The sequence below is a fragment of the Clostridium sp. BJN0001 genome, assembly GCF_022869825.1.
Lineage (GTDB): Bacteria > Bacillota > Clostridia > Clostridiales > Clostridiaceae > Clostridium.
In genome coordinates this window covers 2,165,375-2,184,255 of the sequence record NZ_CP094971.1, presented here as the reverse complement: position 1 = coordinate 2,184,255, position 18,881 = coordinate 2,165,375, and the positions used below count along the sequence as shown (strand labels likewise).

Genomic DNA, 18,881 nt, shown 5'->3' with positions numbered 1-18,881 from the left:
GGAAATAATGAAAAAAGAGTTAGTTTTAGTTCTTGATTTTGGTGGACAGTATAATCAGCTTATCGCAAGAAGAGTAAGAGAATGCAATGTTTATTGTGAAGTTCATCCTTATACATTAGGAATCGACAAAATTAAAGAAATGAATCCTAAGGGTATTATTTTTACAGGTGGACCTAATAGCGTTTATGGAGAGAAGTCACCACACTGTCCTGAAGAAATGTTTAAATTAGGAATACCAGTACTTGGAATATGTTATGGTTCTCAGCTTATGGCATATATGCTTAAAGGGGAAGTTAAAACAGCACCTGTAAGTGAATATGGAAAAACAGAAGTTACAATTGATAATAAATCTTCTAAGTTATTTGAAAATGTAAGTGAAAAGACAATATGCTGGATGAGTCATACTGATTATATTAAAAAAGCTCCAGAAAGCTTTAAGGTCACTGCACATACTCCTGTATGTCCAGTTGCAGCTATGGAAAATGAAGAAGAAAATTTATATGCTGTACAATTCCATCCTGAGGTTATGCATACTAAAGAAGGAATGAAGATGATACATAATTTCGTATTTAATGTATGTAAATGTGCTGGCGATTGGAAAATGAACTCTTTTGTAGAAACTACAATTAAGAATTTAAGAGAAAAAATCGGAAATGGAAAAGCATTATGTGCATTATCTGGTGGAGTAGATTCGTCAGTTGCAGCTGTACTTTTATCTAAAGCAATTGGTAAACAGCTTACATGCGTATTTGTTGATCATGGTCTTTTAAGAAAGAACGAAGGAGACGAAGTAGAAGCTGTATTTGGTCCTGATGGTCCATATGATCTTAACTTTATAAGAGTTAATGCTCAGGAAAGATTTTATGAAAAGCTAAAAGGTGTAACTGAACCTGAAAGCAAGAGAAAGATAATCGGAGAAGAATTTATAAGAGTATTTGAAGAAGAAGCTAAGAAGATAGGATCAGTTGATTACTTAGTTCAAGGAACAATCTATCCTGATGTTATAGAAAGTGGACTTGGAAAATCAGCTGTTATAAAATCTCATCATAATGTTGGAGGACTTCCTGATTATGTTGATTTTAAAGAAATAGTTGAACCTTTAAGATTATTATTTAAAGATGAAGTAAGAAAAGCAGGAAGAGAACTTGGAATTCCTGATTACCTTGTAAACAGACAGCCATTCCCAGGTCCAGGACTTGGAATAAGAATAATTGGAGAAGTTACTGCAGATAAGGTTAAAATAGTTCAAGATGCAGATGCAATCTTCAGAGAAGAAGTTGCAAAAGCAGGAGTAGATAAGAACTTAGGTCAATATTTTGCAGCACTTACTAACATGCGTTCTGTAGGAGTTATGGGAGATGGAAGAACTTACGATTATGCAATTGCACTTCGTGCAGTTTTAACAAGCGACTTCATGACAGCAGAAGGTGCAAATATTCCATGGGAAGTTTTATCTAAAGTTACAACAAGAATAGTAAATGAAGTAAAAGGTGTTAACAGAGTAATGTATGATTGCACTGGAAAACCACCAGCTACTATTGAGTTTGAGTAATTAAATTATCCACAGGTAAGAAAAAAATAGTCACAGAAAGTGATTTTATATATTGTTAGTCTGTGGAAAAAGAGAATAAAATTAGGAAATCATAAAGACCTTGAAACTGTTATTTAAGCAGTTCTGAGGTCTTTTTTATTTGTGGTTTTAACTTCAAATTATAAAAATAATACAAGACAAATAATTATATTAGTTTCGCTTTATATAGAAACATATCATTTATTTTGATATAATGTGAAAGTACAATTTAGTTAAGGGCTACTCATACCACAATCCCCGAATAAGTGGGTGGTACATATGAGTAATGATTTATTAGTGTTATTCACAGCAGGCAATTTTTTACTTGCATTGTTAACATTTATCATATTACTTATAAAGAAGATAAAAAAATAGTAGCCCAGGACTGCAAATCTTAGCTACTATTTTAAACAAAAATTTTAATTTAGTGGTATCAGTTGCTTTAACTGATTGTATAGAGCTTGAACATATGGTGATATGTTCAAGCTCTTTTATTTTATAAATTATATTTATATTATAACATATAATTTATTTTATATACATATAAGTTTTTTATAATTTTCACAACAGATTCCAATACAAAGAAACAAATTAAAATTCTTATAAATTTTATTCTTTGGAGTATTTGTAACATTAATTCGCATAAAATTAATATTTTAAAATAAATTAAATCTAGTGCGTTATTTATGTATCAAATGTAATAAAAATCTTTCTTTGCCAAAATAATCTAGTAGATATATAATTATAATAGATTTAATTATAACAATACATAGAGTCGAATTAAAAATTAAAAATTAAAAATATTTCTTAAAATATAAAACCAAAACAAAAATCAATGTATCTATATAGTATAAAGATAAATTTAAAAATAAAAATTTAAATAGGTTATTCTGTTAGGTTGTTATGAATAAACGCTAGTTGATTGTGGAAAAAAATAGGAATAAAATAGTTTTGTTAGCATTCACAAAAGAAGAGCGCTAACAAAACAGGAGGATATAGTTATGGATAATATAGATATTATTGAAGGGCAACTTAGGCAGATATTTGCAGGAACAGTATGGACTCATAAAATACAAGAAAAACAGAGTGATATATATCTAGATAGGTATAAAAAATTAGAAAATTGGAGAATAGCTTTATCTGCAATGACTACATCAGGAATATTCGCTGTAGTTTTTATTGATGAATTTGCATTAAAAGTAGTAACAGCAATAATATCTGCAATTTCATTCTTTATTAATTCGTATTTTAAAACGTATGATTTAAAATCATTACATAAACAACATAAAAAATCAGCATTAGATTTGCTTGAATTGAGAGAAGAATTAATCTCAATATTATGTGATATTAAAATGGGAAAGTATACAGAAGATTTATTAAGAAGCAAAAGAGATGAAGTATTAAAGAAACAAATAGATATTTATAAGAAATGTTTAGATACTGAAGAAGAAGCAGTAAATAAAGCATCAGATAATTTGAAAAAAAGACAAGATAATACTTATTCTGATGATGAGATAGATAGTTTTTTACCTATTTTAGCAAGAAAAAATCAATAGTATAAGGGAGGAAAATATGGCGATTAAAGATGATTTCAAAACTTTTATTGACAATATACAATTAGATAATTTAAGTGATATGGAAAGAACAACTGGTGAAATAGCAAAAAAATTAAATGATAATTATTATGAAATAGAGAATGATAAAGAGACACATATGTATATGGTAGGGTCAGTAGGAAGAGAAACATCTATTAAGGGTGTAAGTGATTTGGATTTATTGTTTGATTTACCAGATGAAATATATAAGCAATATGATGCCTATGAAAGTAATGGTCAATCCGCATTATTACAAGATGTAAAAAATGTTTTAAAAAAACGTTATTCTAAGACAGATATAAGTGGTGATGGACAAGTAGTCGCAATTAACTTCAACAACTATACAGTAGAATTAGTTCCAGGATTCAAACAATCTGACGATAGTTTCAAATATCCGGACACACATAATGGAGGAAAATGGAAGATAACTAAGCCGTTAGCAGAAAAAGAAGAGAGTAAAAAGACAGCAGAAGATACAGATAATAATTTTAAATACATAGCAAATATGTTACGAGCTTGGAAGAATAAGCAGGGTTTTAAATTTGGTGGATTATTAATAGATACATTATCCTACAATTTTTTAAATGATAAAGATGACTATAAAAATATAGATTTTGATGATTATTTTGAAATGGTTCAAAAATTATTTAAGTATTTAAAAAATCAAAATAAAGACCAATCTTATTGGTATGCATTAGGAAGTAATCAACAAGTAAACAATTGTGATGATGGAAAATTTGTAACTAAAGCAAAAAAAGCTTATAACCAAATACAAGATTTAACTGAAGAATCAACTAGTTTAAATAAAGAATTAAGAAAAATATTTGGAAGCAAATTTCCTAAAAAGCAAACAGTATCTGAAAATTCAAGAGCATCTAGTTTATATATAGATACAGAACAATTTATTGAAGACTTGTTTCCAGTGGATATTAGATATAATTTGACCATTGATTGCAAAGTAACTCAAGATGGATTTTTAGATAAGTTATTAAGCACAATTATTAAGCAAAATAGTTGGCTTAGCAGAAATAAGCAACTCAATTTCTTTATATATAAAACTGATATAAAAGGTAATTATGATATCTATTGGAAAGTTAGAAATGTTGGATATGAAGCAGAAAGAAGAAATTTAATTAGAGGTCAGATAGCAAAAACTAATAATAAAAGACATCACGAATCAACAGATTTTAGAGGAGAACATTATGTTGAATGTTATTTAGTTCAAAATGAAGTTTGTGTTGCTAGAGATAGGATAGAAGTTCCAATATCGACAAGATAATTTGTGCTTTTGAAAATGTTTGAATTATAATATTTATGAAAAGTCAGAAAAACTCCATATTCACAGACACTTCAGAATATCCCCAAGAGGCAAATAAAAATATTCTGAGCCTGTGGAAAAATAAAAAATCAATGACCTTGAAACTCTTATTTTATAAGTTTCAAGGTCTTTATTATTAGCTTGTTTCTTGTTATTTTATTTTCTCTGAATTATAATAATTGAAATAGATTATTATGAAAAAAGCAGGGAGAATTAATATGAGCATTATACTTAACAGAACAATACAGTTTGTGGTTAAAAACTATTTTAAAACGCTTAAATTTAGAGTACCTGAATTAATAGAAGGGATAGATTCTGTATATAAGGTTTCTGAAATTATATTAAAAAATAAATTAGGAAGACCTCTTATTGTTACAGGACCTAATTTATATAAAAAGGGTATGATAAATTCTCTTTTAAATGATTTAGATAAAAATTCAATAAAATATTCAATTTATAAAGATGTAGTTCAAAATCCAACAGATATAAATGTTGAAGAGGGCTTAAATATTTATAAAAGAGATAATTGCAAAATGCTAATTGGAATAGGGGGAGGATCGCCGATTGACTGCTGCAAGGCAATTGGTGCACGAGTTATACATCCTAATAAAAAGGTTTCAGATCTTATTGGAATGAAAGTAAAGAAAAAGATTCCTACATTTATTGCAATACCTACAACAGCAGGGACAGGAACAGAAACTACAATGTATGCGGTTATAACTGATTCAAAGACTCATCATAAACAGGGCATGGGTGATATTGCACTTATTCCTGATTTTGCAGTCCTCGATCCAAAGTTTATTATTACGCTTCCTCCGTCTGTAACAGCTATGACTGGTATGGATGCTTTGTGTCACGCTGTTGAATCATATACAAATTATAAATATACTACAAAGCTTGAACAAGATAATGCAAAAAAAGCAGTAAAACTTATATATGATAATCTTTTAAATTCATATAAAGATGGAAATAATATTAATGCAAGAATTAATATGCAGAGGGCATCATTTGCAGCTGGAATAGCTTTTAATAGAGGAATGGTTGGATATGTACATTCTATAGGTCATACATTAAGTGGACTTTATAATATTCCTCATGGACTTGCAATGGCAGTGCTTCTTCCTAAGGTAATGAGACAGTATGGAAAATCTGTTTATGATAAATTAGCAGATCTTGCAGATGTATGTTTTATAAAAGGAAATGATAAAAAGGATAAGTCAGATAAATTTATAAAATGGATAGAAAATATAAATAGAGAAATGAATATTAAAAGTAAGTTTGACATGATTAAAGAATCTGATATTCAAAAAATGGTTAAATGGGCAATGCAAGAAGGAAAAATTTACCCAACTCCACAAATATGGGAGAAGAAAGATTTTGAAAAATGTATTAGAAAAATAATCTTATAAAAAATTACATTCCTTATTTAGATAGATAAAGACATAAAAACAATTATTATGATATAATGTTAAATAGTTGTTAATTAATTGTTAAATGACTATAAATTGAGGAGTGTAATAAATGTTTAAATTTCGTAATAAAGATGATAAATTTTATGATATGCTGTTTCAATCAGCTAAAACTGTCTATAATTCAGCTAAAATATTAAATGAAAATCTAGACTGTCTTGATAAAAAAGAAGAGCAGGTAGAGAAAACTTCTAAATTAGAAGATATAGGCGATGATTTAGTTCGTAAATTAACAAAAGAATTAGATGAGGCATTTATAACTCCTATTGATAGAGAAGATATTTATCAGATAGTAAAAGGAATGGATAATATTCTTGATTGTATAAATTCTATAATGCATCGTTTTATAATGTTTGATATTATGGAAGCATCAGATAGAGTTAGAAAAGAATGTAGATACTTATTAAATACAACTAGAAATCTTTATGAATTAATGGATGAACTTAAGAAAAATGGATGCAAATCAAAAGTTTTGCTAGATAAGATAATGGCAATATCTGCGATTGAAAGTGAAGCTGATAAATCATTTAGAGAAGATGTTGCTTTTTTATTTAAGAATGAAAAAGACTCGCTTACAGTTATAAAATGGAAAGAAATATATCAGAAGATAGAAAACACAATTGATAGTTCTGAAAAAGTAGCAAACATTGTAGAGGGAGTTGTTATAAAAAATGCATAGCCCTGTTTTTATTTCCATTTTGATAATTATTTTTGCAGTAATATTTGACTTTATTAATGGATTTCATGATACGGCTACAGCAGTAGCAACTTCAATTACAACAAGGGCATTAACGCCAAGAAGTGCTGTTATTATATGCTGCATTTTTAATTTTATTGGTGCATTTACAGGAACTGAAGTAGCTAAGACTGTTGGAGATAATATTGTAAGTCATTCAACTACTCCACAGTGGGTTATTCTGTTTGTTCTTGTATCATCAATAGTATGGAATATATTAACATGGTATTTTGCAATTCCAAGTAGCTCATCTCATGCGTTAATTGGTGCACTTGTAGGAGCAGGAATTGCATATAATAATTCTTTTAATGTAGTTAATTGGTACAACCTTTTCCATAGCGTTGTATTATGGTTATTTCTTTCACCTATTATTGGTTTTTTTGTTGGTTATATACTTATGAATATTTTAAATCGTATGTTAAAACCATTTAAGAGGAGCATTGTAAATAAAGTTTTTTTAAAACTTCAAATTTTAGCAGCAGCTTTTGTTGCATTTAACCATGGCAGTAATGATGCACAAAAATCTATGGGTATTATTACTATGTCACTTTTAAGTGGCGGACTTATAAGTGTATTTGAAGTTCCAACATGGGTAATAGGAATATGTGCATTATCACTTGCACTTGGTACATCTGTTGGAGGTAAAAAAATAATAAAAACAATGGGAAGTGGAATGACAAAGCTTACACCAGTAAACGGATTTACAGCACAGATTGGTGCTGCTTTTGTAATACTTACAGCAACACTTTTTAAAGCTCCAGTAAGTACAACTCATGTAATGACTACTACAATAATGGGAGTTGGCGCATGCAAAAGATTTAAATGTGTAAAATGGGGAATAGCTCAAAGCATAGTATGGACATGGTTTTTAACAATTCCAATAACTGCGATTTTTTCTGCAATTATTATTTGTATTGCGAAATTGTTTATATAAAATATTAAGGAAAAGGCAGAAAGTGCTATATGAAAAAATATATTACTATTGATCAAATTACAATAGAAATTAATAAGAAAAATATAAAAAATATGTACATAAGAGTGCGCCGTATGGATGGCGCAATAGTTGTAAGTGTTCCAAATAGAATGACAAAAGCACAGATTGAAACATTTATATTATCTAATATTGAATGGATTAAGAAGAATAAAAAGAAGTTTAATGAGACACATAAACATTTAGAATTTAATTATATTTCAGGAGAAACTCATTATTTATGGGGGAAACCTTATATTTTACAGGTGATTTATACAGAAGATGATAAATCATCTGTTTCTTTTAATCAAAATAATATAATACTAAAAATAAAAAAAGAAAGTAGTAAAAAAGAAAAAGAAGCTCTAATTGATAAATGGTATAGAAGTATTTTAAAAGAAAAAATAGAAGAAATTCTTCCTGAATGTGAAAAAATAACTGGAAAATCGTGTGATGAATATCATATAAAGAAAATGAAAACAATATGGGGAAGTATTAATATTTTACATAAGAGAGTATGGATTAATTTTGAACTTGTAAAAAAACATGAGGAGTGTTTAAAGCTTGTACTTATACATGAATTAGTTCATCTTTATGTCAGAAATCATGATAAAAACTTTAAAAATTATATGGACATATTCTACCCTAATTGGAAAAGAATTCAAAAAACATTGCTAAATACTCTTTAATTTTAACATGAAATATATTATAATTTATATAAATTATGTAAATTAAAAGGTATGGAGGCATTTATGAAAAGGTTTAACAAAGTTTATTTAGTAATAGCAGCAGTGGTATTATGTGTTGTTTTATTCATAGGTATAAAAGCTTCTTCTTCAGCAATGAAGGAAAATCCTAAAGATGAAACAGTATCTGCTATATCATATGATACTGCCGAGTTTGAAAATGTTACAAGAAATAAAGGGGATATGAGCAAAAAGCAAGGGGTATATTATGAAATATTTGTGCGCTCATTTGCAGATTCAAATGGAGATGGCATAGGTGATCTTAAAGGAGTTACACAAAAACTAGATTATCTTAAAGATTTAGGAATAGATGGAATATGGCTTATGCCTATAACTAGTTCACCATCATATCATGGTTATGATGTAACAGATTATTATTCTATTAATTCAGCTTATGGAACAGAAGAGGATTTTAAAAATCTTTTATCTGAAGCTCATAAAAAAAATATAAAAGTTATTATGGATTTTGTAATAAATCATACAAGCAATCAGCATCCATGGTTTAAAGAAGCACTTAGTAATCCAGATAGTAAATATAGAAATTATTATAGATGGGTTTCAGATGATGATACAGAGAATTATTCTAAAGATGACAAGTCACCATGGGGATCTGAAGTATGGCATCCAGGTTTTGATGCAGAATACTATGGAATATTTTCAGCTGAGATGCCAGATTTAAATTATAACAATGAGGAAGTAAGAACAGAAATAAAAAGTGCAGCTAAAAAATGGCTTGATTTAGGAATTGATGGATTTAGACTTGATGCGGCAATACACATTTATGGAGATAATGAGTTTAAAAAACAAAAAAGCAATCTTGACAGCAATATTCAGTGGTGGAATGAATTTGCATCTTACTGCGAAACAATAAATCCAGATGTATATCTTGTAGGAGAAACATGGAACGATTTAAATACTTTACCAGAATATGTACAACCATTTGATACTAAATTTAATTTTGCAGTTGAGCAGAATATATTAAATGCTGTATCTAAAAATAAATCTGAAACTAAGGATAAAAAAGATTTATCTAAAATGATAAATGATGTTTATGAGAAATATGATTCGATTGATACAAAATATTTAGACGGAGTTTTTGGTTCAAATCATGATATGGACAGAATAATGTCACAGGTTAAAACTGATGAAAAAGCAAGACTTGTAGCTAACATATATATGACACTTAAAGGTAACCCATATATATATTATGGAGAAGAATTAGGTATGAAAGGAAGAGGGTCAGATCCTCAAAAGAGAACTCCTTTTATATGGTCAACTTCTGATAACAGCATGAATACATCATGGGAACCTGATATGATGAATAAAAAGACAAATCCTCTAGATGCACAGATAAACGATAATAATTCTATGTATAATTTTTATAAGAATTTAATTTCAGTAAGAAAGAATAATCCTGAACTTATAACTGGAAAATATAAGAACATTGAATTAGACAATAAATCAATATTAGGCTATGTAAGAGAACTTGATGGAAAGAAAGTTTATGTATTTCATAATTTATCTGATAAGCCAGTTTCATTTAATTCACCTTATGATGTTAATAATATTATTTATGCTTATGGAGATAATACTTCTGGATCTGGAAAAAGCATTAATATAGGAAAAGATGGAACTATTATATTTAAATAAATGTGAATAATTTTATGACTATATGCAGAACCTAAAAATAAATGGCTGACCGATATAAGCGGCAGCCATTTTTATTTTTATTAGGATAAAATAAATGATATTTGACATTTATTTTATAAAATTCTATAATACAAATATACCCTAGGGGGGGTATAAAAGGAGGCGATTAATATTAAAGATAAAGAATGCAAATGCATGGAGTGTATATCAAAAGGAAAAAGTACAAAGAGAAATGATAAAGAATACAAAGATTTAATTGTAAGATTAAAGAAAATAGAGGGACAGGTAAGGGGCATAATGAAGATGGTAGAAGATGAAAGATACTGTATAGATATAATGAATCAGGTAAGTGCGGCAAGTTCTGCTCTTAATTCATTTAATAGGGTACTTTTAAATTCGCATATGCGTCATTGTGTAGTTAATGATATAAAAAAAGGAAATGATGAAACGTTAGATGAACTTGAGTTTATATTTAAAAAATTGATTAAATAAAGGAGGTTTAAATGAAAAAAGAAAAATTTATTATTACTGGAATGACATGTAGTGCCTGCTCTTCACGAGTTGAAAAATGTGTTAAAAATTTAGATGGAGTTAAAAAAGTAAGCGTAAATTTATTGACAGGAACTATGAATACCGAATTTGATGAAAATATATTAAATGAGGAAAAGATAATTCAAAATGTAATAGATTCAGGATATGGAGCGTCTCTTTATGATAAAAATGGTACATCTATAAAGAAAGATGCAAAAAAAAATAATTCTAATGATGAAATAAAAAATATGAAGAAAAATCTAATTTATTCTTTTGTGTTTTTAATTCCACTTATGTTTATATCTATGGGTGAAATGATTTTTCACATTTTCTCAAGTAATCCGCCAGTATTTATGCAGAATATTTTTTATGGATATAAAAATTCTATTACTTTTGCATTTACGCAGTTTATTCTTCTTATTCCAATTATATATATAAATAAAAAATATTTTAAAAATGGATTTAAGAATCTTTTAAATAGAAGTCCTAATATGGATAGCCTTGTTGCACTTGGATCAGGTGCATCAATTGTTTATGGAATATTTGCCATATTTAAGATAGGGTACGGCTTTGGATATGGATATATAGATATTGTAAATTTATATAGAAAAGATTTATATTTTGAATCCGCAGCAATGATAGTAACTTTAATTAGTCTTGGTAAATATTTAGAAGCAAAATCAAAAGGGAAAACGAGTGAAGCAGTAAGAAAGCTTATGGATTTAGCTCCAAAGAGAGCAACAATAGAAGTTAATGGAAAAGAAAAAGTAATTCCTATAGAAGAACTTTCAAAAGGTGATACTATTCTAGTAAAACCGGGAGAAAGTATTCCAGCAGATGGCATTATCATATATGGAACAGCAGATATAGATGAGTCGGCAGTTACAGGGGAAAGCATTCCTGTATTTAAAAAAGTTTCAGATAAAGTAATATCAGCATCAATAAATAAGACAGGATTTATAAAGGTAAAAGCAGAAGAGGTTTCTGAAAATTCAACAATAAGTAAAATAATAAAACTTGTTGATGAAGCTAGTGCAAGTAAAGCACCTATTGCAGAATTTGCAGATAAAGTAGCAGGGATATTTGTACCTGCTGTAATATCAATATCAATTTTAGTTTTTATAATATGGATTATAAGTGGTGCTACTCTTGAATTCTCACTTTCAACTGCAATATCTGTTTTGGTTATTTCTTGTCCATGTGCACTTGGTCTTGCTACACCTGTTGCGATTATGGTTGGTACAGGTAAAGGTGCAGAAAATGGAATACTTATAAAATCAGGTGAAATACTTCAAAAAGCACATGAAGTTGATACTGTAGTTCTTGATAAGACTGGAACTATAACTGAAGGAAAACCAGAGGTAACTGATATTATTTCATTAAAACTTGATGAAGAAAGTATACTTAAAATTTGTGCAGGAATTGAAAATGGAAGTGAACATCCTTTAGCAAAAGCAGTAATTAAGTATGCTAAAGAGAAAAAAATAGAAAAATATAAAATCGATTCATTTAATAATATTCCTGGTAAAGGAATAGAAGCAGCTATTTATGGAAAGAGTTATTACCTGGGAAATACCGCACTTATTGAAGAAAAGAATATATATAAAGAAAATGTTATATTTTTTGTAAATAAATTTGCGAATCAGGGAAAAACTCCGATAATATTAGCTGATGAAAAAGAAGTATTAGGAATTATTGCGATTGCTGATGTTGAAAAAGAGTCAAGCAGAAAAGCAATAAAACTTTTAAAGAAAATGAAAATGAATGTAGTAATGCTTACAGGAGATAATAAAAAAACTGCAGAGGCAGTTAAAAAAAGAATAGATGTAGATAACGTAATAGCAGAGGTTCTGCCTGAAGATAAAGAAAAACATGTATCAGAAATACAGAAAAAAGGTCATAAAGTTGCAATGATAGGTGATGGAATTAATGATGCACCTGCACTTGCAAGAGCAGATGTAGGAATAGCGATTGGAAGTGGAACAGATATAGCTATAGAAAGCGCTGATGCTGTTCTTATAAGAAATGATCTTTTAGATGCAGTATCATGTATAAAACTTAGCAGTTCTGTTATTAAAAATATAAAAGAAAATTTATTTTGGGCATTATTTTATAATGTAATTTCTATTCCACTTGCAGCAGGAGTTTTATATCCGTTATTTCAAATAAAACTAAGCCCTATGATAGGAGCTGCAGCTATGAGTATGAGCAGTGTATGTGTTGTATTAAATGCACTGCGTCTTAGAAATTTAAAATTTGAACATTTTGAAAATAGGAAAGAGGAGAAAAATAATATGAAGTATGAATTAAATATTGAAGGAATGATGTGTGAGCATTGTAAAAAACATGTAGAGGATGCTCTAAATGGTATAAACGGAGTAAAAAGCGTAAATGTAGAATTAGATAAAAATAAAGCTTTTGTTGAATCAGATAGAGATATAAAAAAAGAAGAATTCATTAAAGTTATAGAGAGTGCAGGATATAAGATAGTTTATTAAAAAATGAATTTTTATAATCATGGAGAATGTATTTTTCCATGATTATTTTTTTTACATTTAATATAATTAAGATTAATTTAATATATATAAATATTGAATTTAATAATATTAAGCATATAATAAATATTGTTAAAGTAAATGCTTAAGGAGTAATAAAAAATGAGAATTATTATAACAATTTTAATAACTTTATTTGTATGTGGTGGACAGTATTTTTTAAGTACAAGAAAAAGTGTACTTTTTGGAGCAATATTACCAGTATTATTTGGTATATTTCTCATTACAATGCAGATTATAGATAATGATTTTATAGGAAAAATGACATATCAATCTGTAATTGGATTTTTGGTACTTATTTCAATATGGACTGAAGGAAGAGAAAAAGTAAAAAGAAATAAGAAAAAAGAATTGGAAAAAATGAAAGCAAAAGATTTATAATTTATTTATTATTGTGAATTGAGAGGGAAAGTAAAATGGAAATAGATAAAATACCTAAGTGGTTACTAGCGCTTAGCGATGAAGATATAAATTTTTTAAAAAATTTTATCTTAAAATCAGGTTCTCTAAAAGAGATTGCACTATTTTATAATGTTTCATATCCTACTGTAAGACTTAGACTTGATAAGCTTATATCTAAGATTGAACTTAATGAGAATAAAAAAGAAGAGCCATTTTTAAAATTTATAAAAGGTCTTGCTGTTGATTCTAAAATAGATATTGAAACAGCAAAAATTATAATTGATAAGTATAATAAAGAAAAAAAGTAATAGCATAGTTAATATTATATGAAATAATATGCTATAATATAAAAAGAAAAATTTTTATGGAGGTAGTATTAGATGAGTAAAGGATTATCACTAGATTTATCAAAGGCTATGTCATTTTTAAATGAAGAAGAAATCAAGAACATGAATGACATGGTTAAGTCAGCTCATGAAAAATTACATAACGCAACTGGAGCAGGAAGCGATTTCTTAGGATGGATTGACTTACCTGTTAATTATGATAAGGAAGAATTTGCAAGAATTAAAAAAGCAGGAGAAAAGATTAAAAAGGATTCTGATGTTTTAATAGTAATCGGAATTGGTGGTTCATATCTTGGAGCAAGAGCAGCAATAGAAATGCTTACAAGCAATTTTCACAATTCTTTAGATGATGATAAAAGAACAGCACCAAAGATTTTTTATGTAGGAAATAACATAAGTTCTACATATATGACAGAACTTATAAAAGCAATAGATGGAAAAGACGTAAGCTTAAATGTAATTTCTAAATCAGGAACTACTACAGAACCTGCAGTAGCATTTAGAATTTTAAGAGCATATGTTGAGAAAAAATATGGTTTAGATGAAGCAAGAAAGAGAATCTATGCTACAACTGATAAGAAAAAGGGAGCTTTAAAGACTTTAGCTGATGCTGAAGGATATGAAACTTTTGTAGTACCTGATGATGTTGGAGGAAGATATTCAGTTTTAACTGCAGTTGGTTTATTACCTATAGCAGCAGCTGGTATTGATATCGATGAAATGATGAAAGGTGCTCAGGATTCAAGAAAAGCATATGATACTCCATCAGTTGAAGAAAATGATGCTTATAAATATGCAGCAGTAAGAAACTGCCTTTACAATAAAGGAAAAGAAATTGAAATTTTAGTTGATTATGAACCAGCACTTCATTATTTCAATGAATGGTGGAAACAACTTTATGGAGAATCAGAAGGAAAAGATAATAAGGGATTATTCCCAGCAGGTGTTGATTTCACAACTGATCTTCATTCAATGGGACAGTATATACAACAGGGAAGAAGAATAATGTTCGAAACAGTAATCAATGTTGAGAAGGCTAAGTATGAAATAGAAATTGGAGAAGATAAAGACAATTTAGATGGATTAAACTTCTTAGCTGGAAAGACTATGGATTTTGTTAATAAGAAAGCATTTGAAGGTACATTATTAGCTCATAACGATGGAGGAGTTCCTAATATCGTATTAAATGTTCCAGAACTTACACCATATTACTTTGGATATATGGTTTATTTCTTCGAAAAAGCATGTGGAATTAGTGGATATCTTTTAGGAGTAAATCCATTCAATCAACCAGGAGTTGAAGCTTATAAGAAGAATATGTTCGGATTACTTGGAAAACCAGGATACGAAGATATGAAAGAAGCTCTTGAAGCTAGATTAAAATAATTGAAGATAATAATTGACGGAGATGCCTGTCCTGGCATCTCCATTATTGAATTATTAGTAGAAAAATATTCTATATACGCTTTACTTTATTGTGATTATTCTCATTTATATAGTAGCAGCTATATAGATATAAAAATGGTTGATAATGGTTTCCAAAGTGTTGATATGTATGTTGTAAATAATACTTTAAAAGATGATATTGTAGTAACTGATGATTATGGAGTTGCTGCTATGTGCCTTTTAAAATATGCAAAAGTGATTAATTCAAAAGGTGAAATGTATACTGATGATAATATAGATGATAAGTTATATAGTAGACATATATCTTTAAAAAGAAGAAAAGCAGGAAAAAAATGTTCTAAAATTAAAAAGAGAACTAAAGAAGATGATGAAAAACTATATTCTGTTCTTGAAAAATTAATAATTTCAAAATAAAAAAAATTTTTATAAATATATGTAAACGTTTTAAAGAGAAGATTATATTTAGAAAATATCTAAACTTGAGTTTGTATTAAAGAAGGCTAAAGAAAAGTTAAAAGATTTCGATTTTATAAATAGCGCTTCTATATTTACTTTTACAATTTATAATTTATTATTTGGATAAAAATGGTATAATGAAAGTAAAAGGAAAAATATTAATTTACAATAATATACAGAAATGATATTATTATGTTAATATTGGTTTTAGGAGGGTAGCTCATGGATTTACTTGAATTAAAAGAAATGAATGTACTATTTGATAAAGAAATACCCCAAAAAGAGGGTAGCTGCATAAAAATTTCTGCTATCTATGAGAGTGAAAATAAAATTCAGCTAGAGTATAAATTTATTTGCGGGCTTAATGGTGTTTGGAGCACTATACAGGACTTTTCAGAAAAGGATAGCTGTATTTGGATACCTAAAGAGAAAGGGGAATATATGATAATGGTACAAGGGAAACAAAAAGATGAGAATGCGTCAATTGAGTATCTTGGGAGAGAAAAATTTAAAATTACTGAAAAAGAAGCAGAAAGTCTTAGTTCATATAAAAATGATACTCAGGAAAAAGTATGTATTGAAAAGATTGATATTAATAATAAAGAACCATATGAAGGGGAAAAATGTGTAATTACTGTACGATGTAATAATATAAAAAATATGTTATATAGATTTTATATAAAGAAAAATGATGAATGGAAACTTTTAAAAGATTATGATGCATCGAATATTTTATCATATGTTCCTTCTAATTGTGGAATAAATGAGATACTTGTACAGTGTAAGAAGTCGTCTTCAGGAGAAAATTTTGAAGAGGATAAAATTATAAAGATTAATGTAAAGGAAAAACAGAAGATTCAAATCGTAGAATTTAAGTCTTTATCTAAAAAACTTATTGCTGGAAATGAGGTCGAATTTAAAGTTGGTATAGAAAAAAAGAGTGAAAGTGATGTATTATATAAATTTTACAAGATCACTCTTGATGGGAAAAAAACATGCATTCAAGATTATTCAACATTAGATACAGTAAAGTATGTTGAGCATGAACCTGGTAAATACAGAATGCTTTGTTTAGCAAAAGAATTACTATCTGAAAAGGAATATGATGATAGAGCTATTGCTTTTTATGAGATAAAGCCATATGAAGATATAAAAATAAGAGCTCTTGAATCTGACAAGGAATCTCCACAGGCAACTGGAATGGATATAAAGTTTAAAGTTTATTCAGAAGGTGGAGGAAGAGTAGTATATAAATTTGATGTTGATGGAATTATAAAAGAAGATTCTGGATATTCACAAAGTAATGTTTTTTTATGGCAGCCTAAAGAAGCAGGTGAATATAAAATCACAGTATATGCTAAAAATGAAAATTATAAAGGGGAATGCGAAACCTTACTTAGCAAAGAATTTTTTATTGAAAAAAGGGGAATAAAATCTCCTAAAATAAAAGAGATACTTGTTGATAAAGGAAGTCAAGCTGTTTTAGGTGACAGAATAAATATTATGGTAAAGGCTGAAGGAGGAACACATCTTCAGTATGAATTTTCAGTAAAACAAGATGATAAAAAGATAAAATTTTATAGATATAGTAAAAAAAATTGGATAACATTTACGCCAAAAGAAAGCGGACATTATGAAGTTGTTATTAGGACAAAAGATAAGTATAGTGAAAAAGAGTATGATTGTGAATCAGTTGCAAAAATAAATGTTTTAAAGTATCTTCCTGCAAAAATAGATTATATAATTCTTCCATGCAGACAGTCTTTTATTGTAGGCGATGAAATTGAAATTGAATGTATAATAGAAAATACAAATGAAGCTTTAGTTAGATATGAAACAACTTTTAATCAGAATAAAATAGAAGAGATAGAATATCAAATGTCAAAAAAATTTAGATTTATTCCTAAAGTAGCAGGAAAATATGTTTTTGATATATATGCAAAAAATATTAAATGTAGAAATGAATTTGATTCTAAAAAGACAGTTGTTATAAATGTTGAAGAAAGTCTTCCTATTGTAAATACAAAAATAGATATAAGAGGAAATAATGAAAAACTTTTATCTAATGATGAAATTGAAATAAAAGCACAAAGTTGTGGAGGATGCGATATATTATATGAATTTTATATAATGAAAAAAAATGAGTGGACAAAGGTTCAGCCATATAGTAAAAAGCAGTATTACACTTTTATACCTTTTGATAAAGGTAAATTTAAAGTTCTTGTTCTTGCAAAAAATTTCTATAGCACAAAAAATTATGACGATTATGCAGAAGAATCATTTACTGTATATTAATTTGTATAGTTTTGCAAAAAATAGATAAAAATATTATAATAAACATAAGAAAAGTATTGAAATATTATGGAGGATAAAATGGATATTACTCAGTTAAATGGCATGTCTCAGGAGCAGCTACTTGCATTATCAATGATGGGAAATAGACAACTTACATCAAGCTCGGATACATCATCGGATAGTGATACAAGTGGTGTGCAAGATATAGCATTTGCATATTTAATGCAGAATCTTTTAAATGATTCAAAAAATGGAAGTGATTCAAATTCATCAGCTGCAGTAGAAGAAGGAAGTCCACTTGTTCATAGCGGAGCAAAACAACAATGTGCTGAGGGAATAAACCTTGAGAATCTTCCCCTTATCGTAAATGGAATGGTGCCGGCGTATTATGGACAATCATATAGTCAATCAAATACTGCTGATATGTCAAAGATAATGAATGCTGTAAAAAGTGCATCTAAAAAATATGGAATTGATGAAAACTTGATTTTATCAATAATTAATCATGAATCAAATTTTAAGCCAAATGTTACATCATCAGCAGGAGCACAGGGACTTATGCAGCTTATGCCTGCAAATTTTAGCGCATATGGAGTAACAAATGGTTATGATATAAATCAGAATGTTGATGGTGGAACACATCTTTTAAAAAACTGTATAGATCAGTTCGGAGGAAATCTTAGTCTTGGTCTTATGGCGTATAGCGCAGGTGCAGGAACAATGAAAAGTAGAGGAGTTACAAGTTCTGCAGATCTTTATAAAATGCCTCTTGAAACTAGAAATTATGTACCAGCAGTTCTTACAGACTATAATAATAGGAAAAATGGATAAAAA

16 protein-coding genes are annotated in these 18,881 nt (G+C 28.2%); all 16 read left to right on the top strand.

Annotation, left to right across the window (positions count from 1 at the left end; translation table 11 throughout):
- Positions 1–7 precede the first annotated feature (7 nt).
- A complete protein-coding gene (gene guaA, locus MTX53_RS10720; RefSeq protein WP_244833770.1) occupies positions 8–1,552 on the top strand; it encodes a glutamine-hydrolyzing GMP synthase in 1,545 nt (514 codons plus the stop codon).
- A gap of 1,019 nt (positions 1,553–2,571) precedes the next feature.
- Positions 2,572–3,126 carry an SLATT domain-containing protein gene (locus tag MTX53_RS10715; RefSeq protein ID WP_244833769.1) on the top strand — a complete coding sequence of 185 codons (555 nt, stop codon included), beginning with the start codon at positions 2,572–2,574 and terminating at the stop codon, positions 3,124–3,126.
- Between the two features lie 16 nt (positions 3,127–3,142).
- The gene (locus tag MTX53_RS10710; protein ID WP_244833768.1) at positions 3,143–4,444 is read left to right on the top strand and encodes a hypothetical protein; all 1,302 of its coding nucleotides are present in this window, start codon (positions 3,143–3,145) and stop codon (positions 4,442–4,444) included.
- Between the two features lie 257 nt (positions 4,445–4,701).
- Positions 4,702–5,892, top strand: a complete 1,191-nt coding sequence (locus MTX53_RS10705; RefSeq protein WP_244833767.1) for an iron-containing alcohol dehydrogenase — start codon at positions 4,702–4,704, stop codon at positions 5,890–5,892.
- Positions 5,893–6,004: 112 nt separating this feature from the next.
- On the top strand, positions 6,005–6,631 hold the full coding sequence (locus tag MTX53_RS10700; protein ID WP_244833766.1) for a DUF47 family protein: 627 nt from the start codon (positions 6,005–6,007) through the stop codon (positions 6,629–6,631).
- Positions 6,624–7,622 carry an inorganic phosphate transporter gene (locus tag MTX53_RS10695; RefSeq protein ID WP_244833765.1) on the top strand — a complete coding sequence of 333 codons (999 nt, stop codon included), beginning with the start codon at positions 6,624–6,626 and terminating at the stop codon, positions 7,620–7,622. The genes MTX53_RS10700 and MTX53_RS10695 overlap by 8 nt, the downstream gene beginning before the upstream one ends.
- A gap of 29 nt (positions 7,623–7,651) precedes the next feature.
- Positions 7,652–8,347 (top strand): SprT family zinc-dependent metalloprotease, encoded by a 696-nt coding sequence (locus tag MTX53_RS10690; protein WP_244833764.1) that lies wholly within the window; start codon positions 7,652–7,654, stop codon positions 8,345–8,347.
- A 63-nt stretch (positions 8,348–8,410) separates the two neighbouring features.
- The gene (locus tag MTX53_RS10685; RefSeq protein WP_244833763.1) at positions 8,411–10,054 is read left to right on the top strand and encodes an alpha-amylase family glycosyl hydrolase; all 1,644 of its coding nucleotides are present in this window, start codon (positions 8,411–8,413) and stop codon (positions 10,052–10,054) included.
- Positions 10,055–10,249: 195 nt separating this feature from the next.
- Positions 10,250–10,546, top strand: coding sequence for a metal-sensing transcriptional repressor (locus MTX53_RS10680; RefSeq protein ID WP_244833762.1), 297 nt, complete (start codon positions 10,250–10,252; stop codon positions 10,544–10,546).
- A gap of 11 nt (positions 10,547–10,557) precedes the next feature.
- Complete coding sequence (locus tag MTX53_RS10675; protein ID WP_244833761.1) at positions 10,558–13,083, top strand: heavy metal translocating P-type ATPase; 2,526 nt, start codon at positions 10,558–10,560, stop codon at positions 13,081–13,083.
- Between the two features lie 159 nt (positions 13,084–13,242).
- Positions 13,243–13,521, top strand: coding sequence for a hypothetical protein (locus tag MTX53_RS10670; RefSeq protein WP_244833760.1), 279 nt, complete (start codon positions 13,243–13,245; stop codon positions 13,519–13,521).
- A 35-nt stretch (positions 13,522–13,556) separates the two neighbouring features.
- Positions 13,557–13,850 (top strand): DUF2089 family protein, encoded by a 294-nt coding sequence (locus tag MTX53_RS10665; protein WP_244833759.1) that lies wholly within the window; start codon positions 13,557–13,559, stop codon positions 13,848–13,850.
- Positions 13,851–13,922: 72 nt separating this feature from the next.
- Complete coding sequence (locus MTX53_RS10660; protein ID WP_244833758.1) at positions 13,923–15,275, top strand: glucose-6-phosphate isomerase; 1,353 nt, start codon at positions 13,923–13,925, stop codon at positions 15,273–15,275.
- On the top strand, positions 15,276–15,710 hold the full coding sequence (locus MTX53_RS10655; protein ID WP_244833757.1) for a DUF188 domain-containing protein: 435 nt from the start codon (positions 15,276–15,278) through the stop codon (positions 15,708–15,710).
- 264 nt (positions 15,711–15,974) lie between these two features.
- Complete coding sequence (locus MTX53_RS10650) at positions 15,975–18,047, top strand: triple tyrosine motif-containing protein (RefSeq protein ID WP_244833756.1); 2,073 nt, start codon at positions 15,975–15,977, stop codon at positions 18,045–18,047.
- Positions 18,048–18,125: 78 nt separating this feature from the next.
- Positions 18,126–18,878: a lytic transglycosylase domain-containing protein gene (locus tag MTX53_RS10645; protein WP_244833755.1), complete on the top strand. Its 753-nt coding sequence runs from the start codon at positions 18,126–18,128 to the stop codon at positions 18,876–18,878.
- Positions 18,879–18,881 lie beyond the last annotated feature (3 nt).

Bases quoted from the DNA above. Each gene is read 5' to 3' on its own strand.
- guaA (WP_244833770.1), top strand. From the start codon at position 8: ATGAAAAAAGAGTTAGTTTTAGTTCTTGATTTTGGTGGACAGTATAAT.
- MTX53_RS10715 (WP_244833769.1), top strand. From the start codon at position 2,572: ATGGATAATATAGATATTATTGAAGGGCAACTTAGGCAGATATTTGCA.
- MTX53_RS10710 (WP_244833768.1), top strand. From the start codon at position 3,143: ATGGCGATTAAAGATGATTTCAAAACTTTTATTGACAATATACAATTA.
- MTX53_RS10705 (WP_244833767.1), top strand. From the start codon at position 4,702: ATGAGCATTATACTTAACAGAACAATACAGTTTGTGGTTAAAAACTAT.
- MTX53_RS10700 (WP_244833766.1), top strand. From the start codon at position 6,005: ATGTTTAAATTTCGTAATAAAGATGATAAATTTTATGATATGCTGTTT.
- MTX53_RS10695 (WP_244833765.1), top strand. From the start codon at position 6,624: ATGCATAGCCCTGTTTTTATTTCCATTTTGATAATTATTTTTGCAGTA.
- MTX53_RS10690 (WP_244833764.1), top strand. From the start codon at position 7,652: ATGAAAAAATATATTACTATTGATCAAATTACAATAGAAATTAATAAG.
- MTX53_RS10685 (WP_244833763.1), top strand. From the start codon at position 8,411: ATGAAAAGGTTTAACAAAGTTTATTTAGTAATAGCAGCAGTGGTATTA.
- MTX53_RS10680 (WP_244833762.1), top strand. From the start codon at position 10,250: ATGGAGTGTATATCAAAAGGAAAAAGTACAAAGAGAAATGATAAAGAA.
- MTX53_RS10675 (WP_244833761.1), top strand. From the start codon at position 10,558: ATGAAAAAAGAAAAATTTATTATTACTGGAATGACATGTAGTGCCTGC.
- MTX53_RS10670 (WP_244833760.1), top strand. From the start codon at position 13,243: ATGAGAATTATTATAACAATTTTAATAACTTTATTTGTATGTGGTGGA.
- MTX53_RS10665 (WP_244833759.1), top strand. From the start codon at position 13,557: ATGGAAATAGATAAAATACCTAAGTGGTTACTAGCGCTTAGCGATGAA.
- MTX53_RS10660 (WP_244833758.1), top strand. From the start codon at position 13,923: ATGAGTAAAGGATTATCACTAGATTTATCAAAGGCTATGTCATTTTTA.
- MTX53_RS10650 (WP_244833756.1), top strand. From the start codon at position 15,975: ATGGATTTACTTGAATTAAAAGAAATGAATGTACTATTTGATAAAGAA.
- MTX53_RS10645 (WP_244833755.1), top strand. From the start codon at position 18,126: ATGGATATTACTCAGTTAAATGGCATGTCTCAGGAGCAGCTACTTGCA.